Below are 18,451 nucleotides of genomic sequence, written 5' to 3'. Positions count from 1 at the left end.
TTCAAGCGGATAAATTTATCCGCTTTCTTTGTATCAGGTAAATGGTGAAAACTCATGAGTGAACAGCATAATCAACAAGTAGAAAGCGTTCAAACGGAGCAAACTCCCGTCATAACTAAAAAAAGTCGATGGCGTTGGTTGCGCCGTATCGGTTTCGGTCTATTATGCCTGCTTTTAATTCCTCTGTTATTTTTAATGACGGGCAAAGGGCAACGAACCGCTTTTGAGCTGGCGGATAAATTTCTCGAACCATTAACCGTCGGTAACATCAAAGGCAGTTTACAAGAGGGTTTAACTCTAACCGATACCAAATTTGTTACGGACGGAGTGGATGTAACGGTCGGGCAAGCGGATCTACAGCTTGATTTGAGTTGTTTGCTCAAGTTGCAAAGTTGCGTTGAAAATATCGCCCTAAAAGACACCGAAGTTAAAATTGATACGGTGAAATTACCGCCTTCTCAGCCGGATAAAGAGCGCGAACCTTTTACCGAGCTGAATTTACCGTTAGGCATCGCGGTGAAAAATATTGCGTTGGATAATATTCAAGTCAAAGTCGATGAAATGGATATTGCCTTAACACATTTTCATTCGGGGATTTTCGGTAAAGGGCGTGCGGTTAATTTAGCACCGACCGAATTAGCCGGTTTAACTCTTTCGCTCGCACCGTCAAGTGCGGAGCAAGCGGTCGAAAAAACACAGGAAATTGCAAAAAAATCGGAAAAACAGACCGCTTCCGAAATTGATTGGGCGGAAATTAAAGCCAAATTGGCTCAACCGCTATTGACCAAACAAGCGCCGATTAAATTACCGTTAGATGCGTCAATTCCGCAATTGGAAGCCAAAAATATTCATATTGAACGGAAAGTAAAAGATAAAGAAGGAAAGCTAACGACAGCTCAATCGATTGTGAAAGTAGCGTCGTTGTTGTTGCAAGCCAAGGCGGATCAACAAGCGGTCGAATTATCGCAATTATCGCTTAAAAGTGATCGCGGTAATATTCACGGCAACGGTTTACTGACTCTCGCGGAAAATTATCCGCTTAATTGGGCGTTAAATGCGGATTCGCCATTATTAACGGATCTAAAAATTCCGGCAAGCCAAGCAAAAATTGCGCTAAACGGCGAATTATTCGGTAAAACGTCGCTCGATATTCAAACAAGCGGCGCAGTGAAAACAAATTTAAAGGGGAATGTTCAACTTGCCGAGCCGAAAACACCGCTTAATCTGCATTTAACCGCTGATGCGGTTTCTTATCCGTTTATGCCGGAAAAGGGCTCTGATCCGCTGAAATTAGAAAAAATCGATTTGTTACTCAGCGGAGATTTACTCAATTATCAATTAGATACGCAAGTGAGTGCGACGGGGATAGGCATTCCGGCGAGCCGTGCGCATTTAAAAGGACAGGGCGAAATTACCCAATTTAATATTGATCAGCTTGCGCTGAATGCCTTAGAGGGTAAAGCAAATCTAAGCGGAAATGTGAATTGGGAAAAGGGCGTTGCATGGAATGCGAAAACCGAGCTAAATACCATCAATACCAAATCGCTTGCGCCGGAATGGACGGCGGTACTTTCCGGCGGTTTACAGTCGAAAGGTTATGCGGGACGAGGGAAAAACGGCTCGGATTGGAATGTTGAAGTTTCGAATTTAGATCTACACGGTTCGCTTTTGCAAAAAAATTTACAGCTCAAAGGCGAGATTAAATCCAATCATAAAACCTTATTGGACGTGCCTTCCGCCACGTTGATTTACGGCGAAAATAATATTGCCCTGAAAGGCGTCTTAAGTGATCAGTCGGATTTTTCCGCGCAAATTAATGCGCCGAATTTAACCGGTTTATTACCTAAGTTGGCGGCAAATATTCAAGGAAATATCAAGTTGAGCGGTAAAGTGGCCGAGCCGAATTTAGATGTGGATTTAACCGCTAAAAGCTTAAGTTATGATCAGTTGAGTCTAAAAAACTTAGTCGCAAAAGGAAAAGTAAATACCGAGAAAACGATTCAAGGTAATTTGGATGTGAGCTTGGCACAGTTGGCATACGGCGATGTAACGGTAGAAAACGCCGACTTAGCTGTAAGCGGTAGCGAAGCGAATCACAACTTAAAATTGAGTGCGAAAGGAAATCCTATTGGCGCAAATTTACAACTTTCCGGAAAATTTGACCGCTTGCAACAAGTTTGGCGAGGTCAATTAAGCCAAGTTGCGATTGAGAGCAAAGATTTCGGGTCGTTTAAAACCAACCAAGCGGTAAATGTTAGCTACGATAACAAGCAAGTCAATGCGAATGTTTCTGCCCATTGTTGGAATAATCCAAAAATTAATTTGTGTTTCCCGCAAGCGTTTAATGCCGGTCAAGAAGGTAAAGTACCGTTTGAAATCAAGCAATTTAACTTGGCGACAATTCAAGAATTTTTGGATCAAAATACGCAATTAGCCGGTATTATCAATGTAAAAGGCGATGCGGCTTGGTTTAAAAACAAACAGCCGCAAGTGAATGTTGAGCTTGATTCAAAAACATTGAAATTGGTACAAAAACTTGATGGCGGCAACAGCTTCCCGTTGACGTTAAGTCCGGTCAAAGTGAATGCGAATTTAGCGGATAATAATCTGAAATTAAAAACCGATATTAAAGTGGAAAATAACGGTCGCCTGACTACCGATCTTGTGATGAATGATGTGGCGAATACACGCAAATTATCCGGCAGTATTTATATTGATCAACTGACGCTTAAACTGATTAAACCGTTATTAACCGGAGGTGAATCGGTTGCTGGTAATATCAATGCGCGTTTGTCAGTCGGTGGCACAGTAGCCGCACCGTTATTAAATGGCACGTTAAATCTTAGCGAGTTACGGGCGAAAGCGAGTGCAATGCCGTTTGACGTTACCGACGGTCATTTAGCGTTAAATTTCCACGGTGCGACTTCAACGCTTTCCGGTCGGGTGCAAACCACGGAAAGTGAATTGCGTTTAGACGGCGATGCCGATTGGCGACGTTTAGATGCGTGGAAAACCAGAGTACACGCTCAAGCGCATCGCTTCCGCGTAAACGTGCCGAATATGGCAAAAGTCGAATTTAGCCCGAATATTGAGGTAACCGCAATGCCGAACGAGCTTGTTTTAGGCGGTAATATCGATATTCCTTGGGCGCGAATTGCGGTGGAGTCCTTGCCGGAAAGTGCGGTAAGCGTGAGCGGCGATGAAGTGATTATGGACGGTTCGGTAAAACAAAAAATTCCGTTGGCTCAGCGTCAGATCCCGGAGAAAACCGCAGGCGGTATGGCGATAAAGGCAAATATCAATATTCATATCGGCGATGACGTCAGTATTAATGCTTACGGTTTGAAAAGCCACCTAAACGGTACGATTGCGGTACGCCAAGGCAAACAAGGGCTTGGTTTATACGGGCAAGTCAATTTGAAAAACGGTCGTTATTCCTCATTCGGTCAAGACTTACTGATTCGTAAAGGGGTAATCAGTTTTGCCGGACTTCCGTCACAACCTTCCTTAAATATTGAAGCGATTCGTAATCCGGAAGCAATGGAAGATCCGAGTATCACCGCAGGGGTAAAAGTGATCGGTTTGGCGGATAGTCCGGAGGTAAAAGTATTTTCCGAACCGGCGATGTCGCAAAATGAAGCGCTTTCGCATGTGCTGACCGGTCGCTCGTTAGATAATAGCGGTGATGCCGGATCGAGCAATTCTATGGCGGCGGCATTAATCAGTATGAGCTTATCGAAAAGCAGTAAAACCGTCGGAGCGGTAGGTAGTACGTTCGGTTTGAAAGATTTAAACGTAACGACCGCCGGTATAGGCAATAATACGAAAGTGGAAGTGAGTGCGAGTTTAACGCCTAAGTTTAAAGTAAAATACGGTGTCGGGATCTTTGCCGCACTTACCGAATTAACGTTACGTTACAATCTTGCGCCGAGACTGTATTTACAATGGGTTTCCAGCGTAAATCAAGCGGTGGATTTAATGTATCGTTTTGAATTTGATGAAATGTTTGAGTAATTTTATCAACTATTTTGAGCAAGCGGTTCGTTTTGTGAATTTTTTGGCAAAACGGACCGCTTATTTTTTCGATCAACCTCCCCCAAAAACGACAAATATCGTGTTAAAATCCAATTTAATTCAAAGCGTTATCTCAAATTAAACAGAAATTGATTAAACATGGAAAAACAACGACAAAAGCAGTTGCAAAAGTGGCTTCGAGGACAGCAAAAAATCATTAAGAAGTGGATGTACCTCAATGTCTTGCTCGGTAGCTTGAGTGCCGTATTAATGATCGGACAAATGGCATTATTGGCAACGATGTTACATAAAATGATTATCGAACATCAAAGTCCGCAAACTTTCTTATTAGAGCTTGGCTTGTTATTTGTTTGTTTTAGCGGACGTGCGTTGCTGACTTGGCTACGCGAGCGCACCGGATTTAAGGCGGGTCAGACGTTGCGTTTACATTTACGTGAACAAATTATGGCAAAACTGTCTGAAATCGGACCGATGAGTATGCAACAAAAGCCGGCGGGAAGCTGGGCGACATTAATGTTGGAACAAGTGGAAAACCTACATAATTTCTACGCGCGTTATTTGCCGCAACAATTTTTATCGTTGTTAGTGCCGATGATTATTCTCTGTTTCGTATTTCCGATTAACTGGGCGGCGGGGCTTATTTTATTTGCAACCTTACCGTTATTGCCGCTGTTTATGGCGTTAGCCGGCATTAAAGCGGTGGAAGCGAACCAGCGTAATATCGGGGTACTTTCTCGAATTAGCGGTCAATTTTTGGATAAATTAAGAGGTTTGGAAACTATTCGTTTGTTCGGTCAGGCGAATAAGCAGACCGAGCAAATTTATCAAAGTACCGAAGAATTTCGTGTAAGTACGATGGACGTGCTGAAAATGGCGTTTCTTTCCTCGGCGGTATTGGAATTTTTTACTGCGGTATCGATTGCGGTCATGGCGGTTTATTTCGGCTTTATTTATTTGGGCGAGTTGGATTTCGGGTATTACGGCACGGGAGTGAGTCTGTTTATCGGGTTCTTCTGTTTAATGTTGGCACCGGAGTTTTATCAACCGCTACGTGAATTAGGCGTGTTTTATCACGATAAAGCGGCGGCAATCGGTGCGGCGGACGATATTGAAAAATTTTTAAATCAACAAGTTACACAAGCACAAACCGATTTGCAAAAAGATTTGCCGAATCAACCGCTTGTAATTACCGCGAAAGATTGTGTAATTCTTTCGCCGCAAGGTAAAGTCTTAACCAAACCGTTAAACTTTACTCTTGCCGCTCGACAACATATTGCGCTAGTCGGACAAAGCGGTGCGGGTAAAAGCTCGTTAATGAATATGTTATTGGGATTCTTACCTTATCAAGGTTCGGTCACGGTAAACGGTGTCGAACTACGTGAATTGAATTTAGCGCAATATCGCCGAAAACTGGCATGGGTCGGGCAGAATCCGCAGTTGATTAAAGGTTCGCTGCGCGAAAACATCTTATTAGGTAATCCGAATGCGACCGAATCTGATCTCAAACAAGCGTTGGCTTTATCCAAAGCGGACGAATTCGTTTATCGTTTAGGTTTAGACAGCCAAGTGCAAGATGCGAATGCCGGGATTTCCGGCGGACAGGCACAGCGTATTGCGATTGCCCGTGCATTGCTACGAGATTATGAATTGCTTTTGCTAGATGAGCCGACCGCCAGCTTGGATATGCAATCCGAACAACAAGTATTAAGCGCATTGCAACATTTAAGCCAAACGCAAACCACCTTAATGATTACGCACCGTATTGAAGATCTTAAACAATGTGATGAAATTTGGGTGATGAAACAAGGCGAGATCGTACAAAAAGGGCGTTTTGAAGCGGTTGAAAAAGAAGGTTATTTTGCAGAATTGCAGCAATACTGATAGGTGATACATGAAATCAATTTTTCCTTTCCTCTCTCTTTATCGTACCCATTGGGGACGTTTATTATTGGGTATTGTATTAGCAATAGCAGGTTTAACCGCAAGTATCGGTTTATTAAGTTTATCCGGTTGGTTTTTATCCGCATCCTTTTTAGCCGGTTCGGCAATTATTTTTAATTTCTTTTATCCGTCGTCAGGCGTAAGAGGCTTAGCAATCGGACGGACGATCTCACGTTATTTTGAGCGTTTGGTGACGCATGATGCCACATTCCGAGTATTGGCTAATTTACGCGTTACCGTATTTCGTAAGCTGATTCCGCTTAGCCCGAGAGGTTTAAATCGTTTTAGAAACAGTGAGTTGCTTAACCGTTTAGTCGCGGATGTCGATACTTTAGATACGTTATATCTAAATCTAATGTCTCCGTTTGTCAGTGCGATTATGCTCATTGTATTTATGGGCATCGGTTTAACTTTTGTTTCTCCATTGCTTGCTTTAGTTATTTGCGGATCGCTAACCGTATTACTGATTATTTTCCCTATGTTGTTTTATCGTTTAGGGCGAAAATCCGGTGCAATCGTTATACAAGCGCGAGCAAATTATCGCAGTCAATTTATTGAATGGATCCAAATGCATGCTGAGTTTTTATTATTCGATGTGGTGGGGCAAGCAACTAACAAACTGAATCAAACGGAAAAAGAATGGCTTAATGCACAGAGTAAAGAAAGCCGATTGACGGGGCTATCCAACGCCTTGCTGATTTTCTCAAACGGGATTTTAGTATGTGTGGTGATTTATTTAGCGTCCACCGCAATTAACGTACCTTCCGCCGAATATCCGGAAGCGTTGATTGCACTTGTGGTTTTTTGTGTAATGGCATCGGCGGAAATTTTAATGCCGATTGGCTTGGCTTTTTTACATTTAGGACAAGTGATTACTGCGGCAGAACGCTTAAATGAAATTACCGAACAACAGCCGTCGGTCAGTTTCGGCAGTAAAAACGATTGGCAAAAAATCGAGCAAAACAGACCGCTTGTCCAATTTGAAAACGTGACGTTTACCTATCCGAATCGGATTGATCCGGTGTTACAAAATATTTCATTTGAAATTTGTGCCGGACAAAAAGTGGCGATTTTAGGTAAAACGGGTAGCGGTAAGAGTACTATTTTCCAATTACTTAATCGTAATTATGACCCGACAAGCGGTCAAATTCGTCTAAATGCTTGCAATATTGCCGATTATGCGGAACCCGTGTTACGTCAGCATATCGTGACGTTAAGTCAGCGAGTGCATATTTTTAACAGTAGTTTGCGAGATAATTTATTATTCGGTGATGCGCAGGCGACGGACTCCCGGTTAATTACGGTGTTAAATCAAGTGGGATTATCTTATTTGCTAGACGAACAAGGTTTGGATTTATGGTTGGGAGAGGGCGGTCGTCCGCTTTCCGGTGGTGAACAACGCCGATTAGGTTTGGCGCGTTTATTACTAAGCCAAGCGGAAATCGTGTTATTGGACGAACCGACCGAAGGTTTGGATCGTGAAACCGAGCAACAAATTTTGACGTTAATTTTGACTCATTGTCAAAATCGAACCCTATTAATGATTACTCATCGCTTACACGGCTTGGATAAATTCGATAAAGTCTATCGAATGGACAACGGTAAATTTATTAATTAAGCCAATACGCTTTAAAAGGACGCAAACGGTTACGTTGGCGTCTTTTCTATTCTTTTCAACAATAAATTTCTTGTTTTTTCATTCAAAAATAAACAAAAAAGTGTTATATTGACAATCAATTTTTGATTTTATCTTTTCTTAATCATTTCATTTATTTTGGATTTATGGCTACCAATTATCACGATATTACGATTGCTTTTGCAGGTGTTTGCCAAGCGGTTAGTTTAGTTCAACAATTTGCTCACAAAGGTTCCGCAGATCGTGAGATTTTTGCAAATTCAATTAAAAGTTTACTCGTTACTCAGCCGGATTCGACCTTAGCGGTTTTTGACGGTCAGTTAGCCAATTTAAAACTAGGCTTGGAAACGGTTCAAGCACAAATGGGTAGCCCAAACGGTAAATTAGATACCGAAATTGGCCGTTATTGGATTAATGTACTCGCCTTAAGTCAAAAGCTAAATAAAAATCCTGAAGCCAAAGCAAAATTGGCAGAGCGTTTACAGCAAATCGAACGTCAATTACCGCTCTATGAAAATGATATTATGGCGGATCAAATGATTGCGAATTTAGCTGCGATTTATAGCGATGTGATTAGCCCACTCGGTTCAAAAATTCACGTATTAGGTTTACAAGATTATCTGGTGCGTCCGGATATTCAGCAAAAAATCCGAGCCAGTCTATTAGCTGGTATTCGAGCCGGTATTTTATGGCAACAAGTCGGCGGAACTCGCTGGCAATTCTTATTTTCCCGTAGAAAGATTCTTAATCAGGCACAACAGTTTTACAAAAGTATTTAAACAAGTTCTCCGTAATGGAGAACTTGTTCCGAACATTTATTTATTTGGAGAAAACAATGGAACTTACCGCTTTAACAGCATTATCCCCAATCGATGGTCGTTACCAAGACAAAGCTGCCGCATTACGTCCGATTTTTAGTGAATTCGGTTTACTAAAATTCCGTGTCACGGTAGAGGTTCGTTGGTTACAAAAATTGGCTTCTCAGGCACAAATCAAAGAAGTTCCAGCTTTTTCTGAAAAAGTAAACGATTACTTAAATCAGATCGTAGCAAATTTCTCAATTGAAGATGCAAACCGCATCAAAACGATTGAACGTACCACGAACCATGATGTAAAAGCCGTTGAATATTTCTTAAAAGAAAAATGTGAAGCGTTACCTGAATTACAAGCGGTAAACGAATTTATCCACTTTGCTTGTACCTCGGAAGATATTAACAATACTTCACACGCACTAATGCTAAAAACGGCACGTGAAGAAGTACTATTACCAGAATGGAAAAAAGTAATTGATGCGGTGGTGGAACTGGCAAAACGTTATCAACATATTCCGTTACTTTCTCGTACGCACGGTCAGCCGGCAAGCCCGACAACCATCGGTAAAGAGATGGCAAACGTGGCGTATCGTCTTAAACGCCAATACAAACAACTTGAAAACTTAGAGATCTTAGCGAAAATCAACGGTGCGGTGGGTAACTACAATGCGCATTTGTCCGCTTATCCTGATGTGGATTGGCATACTTTCAGCCAAGAGTTTGTAGAATCGTTAGGCGTAACTTGGAACCCGTACACCACACAAATTGAACCGCACGATTACATTGCGGAATTCTTTGATTGTGTGGCACGTTTTAATACGATCGTAATTGATTTTGACCGTGATATGTGGGGCTATATTGCATTAAATCACTTCAAACAACGCACGATTGCCGGTGAAATCGGTTCGTCCACCATGCCGCACAAAGTGAACCCGATCGACTTTGAAAACTCGGAAGGTAACCTTGGCTTAGCGAATGCGGTAATGAACCATTTAGGTCAAAAACTACCGATTTCTCGTTGGCAGCGCGACTTAACCGATTCAACCGTATTACGTAATTTAGGCGTAGGTTTAGGTTATTGCTTAATCGCTTATGCGGCAACCTTAAAAGGCGTAAGTAAGTTGGAAGTAAACGAACAACATTTACGTGACGAGTTAAATCAAAACTGGGAAGTATTAGCAGAGCCGATTCAAACGGTAATGCGCCGTTACGGTATCGAAAAACCATACGAGAAACTGAAAGAATTAACTCGCGGTAAACGTGTCGATGAAGCGGTGATGCGAGAGTTTATCGAGAAACTTGAGATTCCGGCGGAAGAAAAAGTGCGCTTAAAAGAGATGACGCCGGCAAGTTATATCGGTTATGCGGTAGAACTTGTTGAAAAATTGTAAAATTTAAGTTAAAAATGACCGCTGGTAAGCGGTCATTTTTTTGAAAACTTTGCGGAGGAATAAGTAAATGAAACAATCTATTCGTCACAATAAAATTATCGAACTGGTTAATCAGTTAGGTTATGTCAGTACGGAAGAATTAGTTGCCCAATTAGATGTCAGTTCTCAAACGATTCGCCGTGATTTAAACGAATTAGCCGAAAAGAATTTGATTCGCCGCCATCACGGTGGTGCGGGTATGCCGTCTAACAGCGAAAACAGCGATTATACCGAACGTAAACAGTTTTTTTCGGAACAAAAAAATGAAATTGCGCGCCACGTAGCGGCAATGATCCCGAACGGTGCTTCATTATTCTTAGATATCGGTACAACCTCTGAAGCTGTGGCTTATGCACTGTTATCGCATCAAAATTTGCGTATTGTGACCAATAATCTGAATGCCGCACATATTTTAATGCAGAAGGAAGATTTCCATATTACGGTAGCCGGTGGTAATTTGCGTACCGACGGCGGTTTAATCGGTGAAGCAACGGTGAATTTTATCAGCCAATTCCGCTTGGATTTCGGTATTTTGGGCATTAGTGCGATCGATAGTGACGGCTCAATGCTCGATTACGATTACCACGAAGTGCAAGTGAAACGCGCTTTGATGCAGAGTTCCCGCCAAGTGATTTTGGTAACCGATCATTCAAAATTCAGTCGTAGCGCAATTGTGCGTTTAGGCGATATTACCGAAGTGAATTATTTGTTTACAGATTTGCCGTTACCTTTAGAATTACAGCAACGATTAGTTTCAACCAAAGTAGCAGTACAAATCTGCGGTAATTAATGACAACTTTTTTTCAACAACATTTTTCTCGGAATAAATGGCTGGCGTATGCACAATTAATGCGCTTTGATAAGCCGATTGGAACTTTACTTTTGCTTTACCCGACATTATGGGCGTTATTTGCCGCCGCAGGCGGTATGCCGCCGTTGTCCGTGTTAGTGATTTTCGTGTTAGGCGTAATCGTTATGCGTGCCGCCGGCTGTGTGATTAACGATTATGCCGATCGCCATATTGACGGTGAAGTAAAACGTACCTCACAGCGCCCGCTTGCCACCGGGCGGGTGACGACGGCGGAAGCAAAAATACTGTTCGTATTATTGTTGTGTATCGCTTTTGTTTTGGACTTATTGCTTAACCGATATACTTTTTTACTGTCGTTTGTTGCGGTCGCGTTAGCGATTATTTATCCGTTTATGAAACGCTTTACCCATTTACCGCAAGTGGTATTAGGCATGGCGTTCGGTTGGGCGATCCCGATGGCGTATGGTGCGGTAAGCGAATCGTTGCCGTTGGAGTGTTGGTTGTTATTTTTCGCCAATATTTTTTGGACGGTTGCTTATGATACGCAATATGCGATGGTTGATCGTGACGATGATCTGCGTATCGGGGTAAAATCCACTGCGATTTTGTTTGCGCAATACGACAATAAAATTATCGCCTTATTGCAATTTATTACGTTAGTGCTATTAGTTATTTTTGGTTGGATAAGTCAATATCATTGGGGTTATTTTGTCGTGCTCGGCTTGAGCGCAAGTTTGTTTAGCCATCAATGTTGGCTGACCAAACAGCGAGTCAGAGAGCAATGTTTTAAAGCGTTTTTGAATAATCACTATTTCGGTTTAGGTGTGTTTTTTGCGATTTTAGTCGGCATCTATGCTTAATGCAAAAAGAGTAAGCGGTTGAATTTTCTGAGATTTTTGCCAAGAAAAGTTAGCCGCTTTTTGATTTCCTAAGTTTACAAATTTCCCTCCTTTTTTAACCGCTTGTTTTCAATACTTTTCCGCATTTTTCTGCTATAATCTCAATAATTTTTGGCTTTAAATTTATTTAAGAATAAAGCCTTTTCCATTTCATAAAGTATAGGAATAACGAATGTCTGAACAAAATCAAACAAATAGTTATGATTCTTCGAGCATTAAAGTCTTACGAGGCTTAGATGCGGTACGTAAACGTCCGGGTATGTATATCGGTGATACCGATGATGGCACAGGTTTACACCATATGGTGTTTGAAGTTGTAGATAATGCGATCGATGAAGCGTTAGCGGGACACTGTAAAGATATTATCATAACCATTCATTCGGATAATTCGGTTTCCGTACAAGATGACGGCCGCGGTATCCCGGTCGGTATTCACCCGGAAGAAGGCGTATCGGCAGCGGAAGTGATTATGACGGTATTGCACGCCGGCGGTAAATTTGACGATAACTCCTATAAAGTATCGGGCGGTTTACACGGTGTGGGCGTATCGGTGGTAAATGCGCTTTCATCAAAATTACAATTAACCATTCGTCGAGAAGGTCATGTTCACGAGCAATTTTATAGTTTAGGCGAGCCGGATGCGCCATTAACCGTTATCGGCGATACCGACAAAACCGGTACGATGGTGCGTTTCTGGCCAAGCTTAGATATCTTCAAAAATAAAACCGAATTCGAATATAAAATTCTGTCAAAACGTTTACGTGAGCTTTCTTTCTTAAACTCGGGCGTATCAATTCGATTAATTGACGAACGTGACGGCAAAGAAGAACATTTCAAATATGAAGGCGGTATTAAAGCGTACGTTGAGTATTTAAACGAAGGTAAAACCCATATTCATAACACGCCGTTTTATCTTTCAACCGAGAAAGACGGTATCGGTGTTGAAGTGTCATTACAGTGGAACGACAGTTATAACGAAAATGTTTACTGTTTTACTAATAATATTCCGCAACGTGATGGTGGTACGCACTTAGCCGGTTTCCGTGGTGCATTAACCCGCGCATTAAAAAACTATATGGATAACAGCGGTGTAGTGAAGAAAGCGGATGCGAATATTGATGCGTCAGGGGATGATGCGCGTGAAGGTTTGGTTGCGGTAATTTCGGTCAAAGTACCGGATCCGAAATTCTCATCACAAACGAAAGATAAGTTAGTGTCATCGGAAGTGCGTGGAGCGGTGGAAAGTTCAATGAACGAAGCGTTATCCGAATACTTAGCGGAAAATCCGGACGATGCGAAAAATATTGTCACCAAAATTATTGATGCGGCACGAGCGCGTGAAGCAGCACGTAAAGCGCGTGAAATGACACGTCGTAAAGGTGCGCTGGATTTAGGCGGCTTACCGGGTAAATTAGCGGACTGCCAAGAAAAAGACCCAGCGTTGTCGGAACTTTACTTAGTGGAGGGTGACTCTGCGGGCGGTTCGGCAAAACAAGGTCGTGATCGTAAAAACCAAGCGATTCTGCCGTTAAAAGGTAAAATCTTAAACGTTGAAAAAGCACGTTTCGATAAAATGCTTTCTTCGCAAGAAGTCGCAACCTTGATTACTGCATTAGGCACCGGTATCGGTCGTGATGATTACAATATTGAGAAATTACGTTATCACAAAATCATTATTATGACCGATGCGGACGTGGACGGTGCGCATATTCGTACCTTGTTATTAACTTTCTTCTACCGCCAAATGCCGGAATTGATTGAGAACGGTTATGTTTATATCGCTCAACCGCCGCTTTATAAAGTGAAAAAAGGTAAACAAGAGCGTTATATTCAAGATAACGACGAAATGTCGCAATATGAAATTGATATTGCTTTGGAAGGTGCAGGTTTATTTGTGAGTGAAGGCGCGCCGGCATTAAGCGGTGTGGCACTTGAAAGTCTCATTTCACAATATAACGGCGTGCAAAAATTATTTGATCGCTTAAGTCGCCGTTATCCGGTGGCGTTATTAAACGAATTAATTTATAGCCCGGCGTTATCGGCTGAATTTGCAAAAGTTCAGGCAAAAGTGACCGCTTGGAATGAGCAGTTTGTGGCGAAGTTAATGGAAAAAGAAACCGGCGGTAGTTTCTACCGTAGTGAAGTTTTCTTCAATACCGAGCGTCAAGTATATGAGCCGGAAATTGTGGTAACGACTCACGGTATGGATACGACTTATCGTCTTGATTTTAACTTTATCAGCAGTAACGAATACGCCAAAATTACCGCATTAGGTAACGAGTTAAACGACCTATTATCACCAAGTGCTTATGTAATGCGCGGTGAACGTCGCCAAGAAGTGAGCAGCTTTGCCGAAGCGTTAGATTGGTTAGTGCGTGAATCTCGTAAAGGCTTAACCATTCAACGCTATAAAGGATTAGGCGAGATGAATCCGGAGCAATTATGGGAAACTACAATGGATCCGGTTGCACGTAAGATGTTACAAGTAAATATCACCGATGCGATTGCGGCAGACAAATTGTTTAGTACCTTAATGGGCGATGAAGTTGAACCTCGTCGCGACTTTATCGAAAGCAATGCGTTATATGCTCAGTTAGATATTTAATCTAAGCTAAATAAAAACCCCAAAGTATTTTGCTTTGGGGTTTGTTTTGGCATTTTATGTAAAAAAAGACCGCTTGTGTAAGTGGTCTTTTTCATCAAATTAAGCTTGTTTATTTTTACGAGATTTACGCCATTTCCAGCCTACATAGATGGCAATCACACCTAAACCGGCAAAAATAATATGCTGTCCGTTTTTTACTTGTTCGTGTAGCCAATCGAGGTTTTGTGCGCCGTAATCGCCTAAATAGACCCAAATCGGTACGGAAATAATTGCCGCACAGAAATCAACCAACACGAAACGAGTATAACTTACACGGCGAGTAATACCGGATACCAGATACACCACCGCACGTAATCCCGGTAAAAAACGCGCTAAGAATAATAAACGGTTGCCTTGTTTTTCAAAACGTTCCTGCACCATTTGGTAACGTTCTTCGGTCACAATATTACGAATTAGCGGAAACTGGCGAATTCTTTCGCCGTAAATACGTCCGAGCCAATACATCGTACTATCGCCGATGAGTACGCCGAGCATACTGACGACTAACATCCAATGTACATTGGTATAGCCTAAGCCTGAAATCACGCCGCCGGAAACCAAAGTAATATCTTCCGGAATCGGTACGCCGAAGCCACAAGCCAACAAAACCAAAAATACAGCCCAATAGCCATAGCTACTGAAAAAGCTGATTAAGAATTCCATATTTACTCCTTCTATAAACGGATTATTTATTTAGGTTTCTCACAGAACGACGTAAGACTAACTCGGGGTGAAACTCAATCGTTTGAGGTTGATATTGGGTTTTATCTATTTTAATTCGTTCAAGTAAAATATTGAGCGCTTTTACGCCTAAACGTGATTTCGATTGGTGGATCGTCGTAAGCGGCGGAGAATAAAAGCGCGACGAATGAATATTATCGTATCCGATAATTGACATATCGCTCGGTACAGACAACCCTTTTTCACTTAATGCCGAAATGGCGCCTAATGCAATCGTATCACTGAAACAAAAAATCGCCGTCGGTAATTTTTCCAAACGTAATAAATTATTCATTTGCTCAAAACCGCTTTCCGGTTCGAAGTCGCCTTCATAAATCCATTCTTGGCGCACAGGTAAATTTGCTTCGTGCATCGCTTTTAAGAAACCTTCGTAACGTTCTTTGGAAAGGGTTTTGCTTAGGTGACCGGCGATAACGCCGATATCTTTATGACCGTTTTCAATTAAATGTTGGGTAGCTAAGTATCCTCCTTCAAAGCTATTATCCAAAATACGATCGCTATGATCATCGGCTTTACCCCAATCCATTACCACCATCGGGATATTTGTACCGTTGAATAGTTCTAAAGAATCTCGAGTATATTCGGAACACATTACCAATACGCCGTCCACTCGTTTTTTAATTAACATATCCAAATGGTTTTGGATTTTTTCCGGCTCGTTTTGGGTATTGCATAAGAAAAGAGAATAGCCTTGTTGATAGCAATGTTCTTCTACGGCTAATACGATTTCGGCAAAATAAGGCGCTTCGCTGGTCGTGATGATCATTCCGATGGATTTAGTGGTATTGACTTTTAAGCTGCGAGCAACGGCACTCGGGGAATAATTTAATTGTTGGATTGCATCCCATACAGCCTTACTGGTATCTTCTGCTACAAAACGGGTTTTATTGATTACATGTGAAACGGTGGTGGTCGAAACACCGGCTAATTTAGCAACGTCTTTAATTGTAGCCATAATTTTGTTCTCTTTTTAATATCAAAATAATCTCTTATTATAACGAAAATTAATCGGCTAAGAGAGGAAATTCTGCAAATAAATATGTAAAGAATAGGGAGATTAAAGATAAGACAAGCAACTGTAGGCAGAATAAATGAAAGTTAATTTATTAGTATAAGTCTAATGAAACGATGAATTTCATTATCAGGAGGAAAAATGAATTTAAATCGTTATATTATCGGAGGGATTGCAATGTTTACCGCTTCCGTTTGTGCTGCTAGCCCTTATCAATTAAGTACTCATATTTTGGATATTAACAAAGGAAAGCCTGCTGCGGATGTCCAAGTTGAACTTTACAAACTTAATAACGAAAACGGGAACTGGCAACAAATTGCGAAAGAAGCTACCGATGCAAACGGGCGAATTACAGCATTTCTACCGATTCGAGAAGGTTTAAATAACAAGGGTGTTTATAAGCTGAAATTTCAGGTAAAAGATTATTTTAATCGTCTGCAGGAACAAAGTTTTTACCCTTTTGTTGAAGTCTCATTTGAATTGAACGATAGTTCGCATTACCATGTTCCGATCACTTTATCGCCTTATGGTTACTCGACTTATAGAGGAAGTTAATATGCTAAGATTAATGAATATCGAATAAGAAAAGTTTTAATGGTGCCAGTGGTCGGACTCGAACCGACACGTTTATTCAACGGCGGATTTTGAATCCGCTGCGTCTACCGATTTCGCCACACTGGCAAAGGTGTGTGATTTTGAATAACCTAAGAACTAGGTTGGGTAAGATTATAGGTAAATTAGACCGCTTGCGCAAGGAATAAAAAGCAGAGAATCATTGTTTGCCGTAAAAAGCAACACTTTTGCAATCAAAACTCACGAAGTTATTCACATTAATTGTGGATAACTTCGTGAACAATATAGAGTATAAATGATTAACTTCTTGATTTGAAAAAGAAAAAAGCAAATTGATTAGGTTTGTTTGTATTTTAATCAATTGATTTTAATGATTTCGCTCACGATTTCGCCTTGCGAAAGTTTAGTGGTGATTTGCGTGCCTACCTTAAGATTTTCGGTTGAACGCAAGATTTCGCCTTTAGAGGTTTGTGTCACGGAATAGCCTCTCGCTAGAATTTTTAGCGGACTTAAACCGTCTATTCTCGTGCAAAGTTCCTGAAATGCTTGCTGTTCTTTGGTTAATTTCTTTTCAATCGCAAACTGAAGTCGTTGTGCTAATTGCGCATACTGCTGATTTTTCTTTTCTACATAGTATGGCAACGGATTACGTTTCACTTGTTCGACAATATGTTTCCACTGGTTTTGTTTGCGGATTAAGGTTTGTTCTATCGCTTGCGCCAGACGATATTCTGCTTGCTTTAATTGCATTTGTTGCTGTTGTAACTGACGTTGCGGATGCTGATTGGTTAAGCGTAGCAATAATTGTTCGAGTTTCTGTTTTTCGGTTAAATAAGTTTTATGTATCGCATTTTCTAAGCGATAGCTAAATTGAGCTAATCGTTGCTGCTGCATTTGAACCTGACGAGCAGGATGCTGCGCATTTAAACGTAGTTTTAAACGTTCGAAATATGTTTGTTTCTCCGTCCACAAGCGGTCAAAAGCAAGGCTTAATTTGTCAAATTGATGTTGTAACTGACGTACTAACTCTTGTTGATCTCGGCTAACCAATTCTGCTGCGGCAGAGGGGGTTGGCGCTCTTAAATCTGCAACAAAATCGGCAATCGTCACATCGGTTTCGTGACCTACTGCACTGATAATCGGAATATCCGAACGGAAAATGGCGTGAGCGACAGCTTCTTCATTAAAACACCATAAGTCCTCTAGCGAACCGCCGCCACGACCGACAATTAACACATCGCATTCTCGGCGGCGATTGGCTAAATCAATCGTATTTACAATATCTTGCGTCGCTTCTTTACCTTGTACTAGAGTCGGATAAATAATGATCGCCAGACTCGGGTCACGGCGTTTTAAAATATTCAGAATATCCTGTAATGCCGCACCGCTTGAAGAGGTAATAATACCGACTCGCTTAGCAAAAGGCGGAATGGCTTTTTTCTTCTCTTGTGCAAAAAGTCCTTGGGCGGCCAGTTTCATTTTCAGCTGTTCAAACTGTTGCTGTAATAAGCCGTCACCGGCAGGCTGCATACTTTCAATAATGATTTGATAGTCGCCACGCGGCTCATATAAACTGACACTCGCACGTACCAGCACTTGCATACCGTTTTGCGGACGGAAAGTGACTCGTTGGTTTTTCATTCTGAACATCGCACCACGCACTTGGGCGTTTTCGTCTTTAAGGGTGAGATACCAATGTCCGGAAACGGGTTGGCTAAAATTGGAAATTTCACCGGTAAGCCAAACTTGCCCTAATTCCGTTTCAAGCAGATTGCGTACCGAATAGTTAAGTTGCGTGATGGTAAGAATATTATTCATATCTAGAAAGTTGCCGAAGATTTTAGGAAAGTTTACTGGTAAAGGAAGATAAGGTGCAAGCGGTAAATTTTCAGTTATTTTTTGCAAATACAAAAAAGC

General features: G+C 41.5%; 12 protein-coding genes and 1 tRNA gene. 9 read left to right on the top strand and 4 right to left on the bottom strand.

Annotated elements, in window-relative coordinates:
• Positions 1-54 precede the first annotated feature (54 nt).
• The 8 genes from tamB (at position 55) to gyrB (ending at position 14,169) form a co-directional block, all read left to right on the top strand.
• Positions 55-4,014: an autotransporter assembly complex protein TamB gene (gene tamB / locus DRF63_RS04415; RefSeq protein ID WP_005597300.1), complete on the top strand. Its 3,960-nt coding sequence runs from the start codon at positions 55-57 to the stop codon at positions 4,012-4,014.
• Positions 4,015-4,173: 159 nt separating this feature from the next.
• Complete coding sequence (gene cydD, locus DRF63_RS04410; protein WP_005597296.1) at positions 4,174-5,916, top strand: heme ABC transporter permease/ATP-binding protein CydD; 1,743 nt, start codon at positions 4,174-4,176, stop codon at positions 5,914-5,916.
• Positions 5,917-5,926: 10 nt separating this feature from the next.
• Complete coding sequence (gene cydC, locus DRF63_RS04405) at positions 5,927-7,594, top strand: heme ABC transporter ATP-binding protein/permease CydC (RefSeq protein WP_005597294.1); 1,668 nt, start codon at positions 5,927-5,929, stop codon at positions 7,592-7,594.
• 164 nt (positions 7,595-7,758) lie between these two features.
• A complete protein-coding gene (gene hflD, locus DRF63_RS04400) occupies positions 7,759-8,391 on the top strand; it encodes a high frequency lysogenization protein HflD (protein ID WP_005597292.1) in 633 nt (210 codons plus the stop codon).
• A 56-nt stretch (positions 8,392-8,447) separates the two neighbouring features.
• Positions 8,448-9,815: an adenylosuccinate lyase gene (gene purB / locus DRF63_RS04395; RefSeq protein WP_012262977.1), complete on the top strand. Its 1,368-nt coding sequence runs from the start codon at positions 8,448-8,450 to the stop codon at positions 9,813-9,815.
• Positions 9,816-9,882: 67 nt separating this feature from the next.
• The gene (locus DRF63_RS04390; protein ID WP_005597287.1) at positions 9,883-10,644 is read left to right on the top strand and encodes a DeoR/GlpR family transcriptional regulator; all 762 of its coding nucleotides are present in this window, start codon (positions 9,883-9,885) and stop codon (positions 10,642-10,644) included.
• Positions 10,644-11,525, top strand: a complete 882-nt coding sequence (gene ubiA / locus DRF63_RS04385; RefSeq protein ID WP_005597285.1) for a 4-hydroxybenzoate octaprenyltransferase — start codon at positions 10,644-10,646, stop codon at positions 11,523-11,525. Before DRF63_RS04390 ends, ubiA begins: the two co-directional genes overlap by 1 nt.
• A gap of 211 nt (positions 11,526-11,736) precedes the next feature.
• Complete coding sequence (gene gyrB / locus DRF63_RS04380; protein ID WP_005597283.1) at positions 11,737-14,169, top strand: DNA topoisomerase (ATP-hydrolyzing) subunit B; 2,433 nt, start codon at positions 11,737-11,739, stop codon at positions 14,167-14,169.
• A 99-nt stretch (positions 14,170-14,268) separates the two neighbouring features.
• On the opposite strand, the gene DRF63_RS04375 is transcribed toward gyrB, so the two are convergent.
• Positions 14,269-14,871 carry a DedA family protein gene (locus DRF63_RS04375; protein WP_005597281.1) on the bottom strand — a complete coding sequence of 201 codons (603 nt, stop codon included), beginning with the start codon at positions 14,869-14,871 and terminating at the stop codon, positions 14,269-14,271.
• A gap of 22 nt (positions 14,872-14,893) precedes the next feature.
• Positions 14,894-15,904, bottom strand: a complete 1,011-nt coding sequence (gene purR, locus DRF63_RS04370; RefSeq protein WP_005597280.1) for an HTH-type transcriptional repressor PurR — start codon at positions 15,902-15,904, stop codon at positions 14,894-14,896.
• A 198-nt stretch (positions 15,905-16,102) separates the two neighbouring features.
• Here purR and uraH point away from each other — a divergent pair, with 198 nt between their 5' ends.
• Positions 16,103-16,516, top strand: a complete 414-nt coding sequence (uraH, locus tag DRF63_RS04365; RefSeq protein WP_005597279.1) for a hydroxyisourate hydrolase — start codon at positions 16,103-16,105, stop codon at positions 16,514-16,516.
• A 40-nt stretch (positions 16,517-16,556) separates the two neighbouring features.
• On the opposite strand, the gene DRF63_RS04360 is transcribed toward uraH, so the two are convergent.
• A tRNA-Leu gene (locus DRF63_RS04360) sits at positions 16,557-16,642 on the bottom strand.
• Between the two features lie 249 nt (positions 16,643-16,891).
• A complete protein-coding gene (gene xseA / locus DRF63_RS04355; RefSeq protein ID WP_005597278.1) occupies positions 16,892-18,445 on the bottom strand; it encodes an exodeoxyribonuclease VII large subunit in 1,554 nt (517 codons plus the stop codon).
• Positions 18,446-18,451 lie beyond the last annotated feature (6 nt).

This window comes from Actinobacillus pleuropneumoniae, assembly GCF_003290385.1.
Lineage (GTDB): Bacteria > Pseudomonadota > Gammaproteobacteria > Enterobacterales > Pasteurellaceae > Actinobacillus > Actinobacillus lignieresii.
This window is presented reverse-complemented; position numbering and strand designations above follow the sequence as displayed.

What these genes read in the sequence shown, in the direction of transcription:
- tamB (WP_005597300.1), top strand. Translation starts at nt 55, where the DNA reads ATGAGTGAACAGCATAATCAACAAGTAGAAAGCGTTCAAACGGAGCAA.
- cydD (WP_005597296.1), top strand. Translation starts at nt 4,174, where the DNA reads ATGGAAAAACAACGACAAAAGCAGTTGCAAAAGTGGCTTCGAGGACAG.
- cydC (WP_005597294.1), top strand. Translation starts at nt 5,927, where the DNA reads ATGAAATCAATTTTTCCTTTCCTCTCTCTTTATCGTACCCATTGGGGA.
- hflD (WP_005597292.1), top strand. Translation starts at nt 7,759, where the DNA reads ATGGCTACCAATTATCACGATATTACGATTGCTTTTGCAGGTGTTTGC.
- purB (WP_012262977.1), top strand. Translation starts at nt 8,448, where the DNA reads ATGGAACTTACCGCTTTAACAGCATTATCCCCAATCGATGGTCGTTAC.
- DRF63_RS04390 (WP_005597287.1), top strand. Translation starts at nt 9,883, where the DNA reads ATGAAACAATCTATTCGTCACAATAAAATTATCGAACTGGTTAATCAG.
- ubiA (WP_005597285.1), top strand. Translation starts at nt 10,644, where the DNA reads ATGACAACTTTTTTTCAACAACATTTTTCTCGGAATAAATGGCTGGCG.
- gyrB (WP_005597283.1), top strand. Translation starts at nt 11,737, where the DNA reads ATGTCTGAACAAAATCAAACAAATAGTTATGATTCTTCGAGCATTAAA.
- DRF63_RS04375 (WP_005597281.1), bottom strand. Translation starts at nt 14,871, where the DNA reads ATGGAATTCTTAATCAGCTTTTTCAGTAGCTATGGCTATTGGGCTGTA.
- purR (WP_005597280.1), bottom strand. Translation starts at nt 15,904, where the DNA reads ATGGCTACAATTAAAGACGTTGCTAAATTAGCCGGTGTTTCGACCACC.
- uraH (WP_005597279.1), top strand. Translation starts at nt 16,103, where the DNA reads ATGAATTTAAATCGTTATATTATCGGAGGGATTGCAATGTTTACCGCT.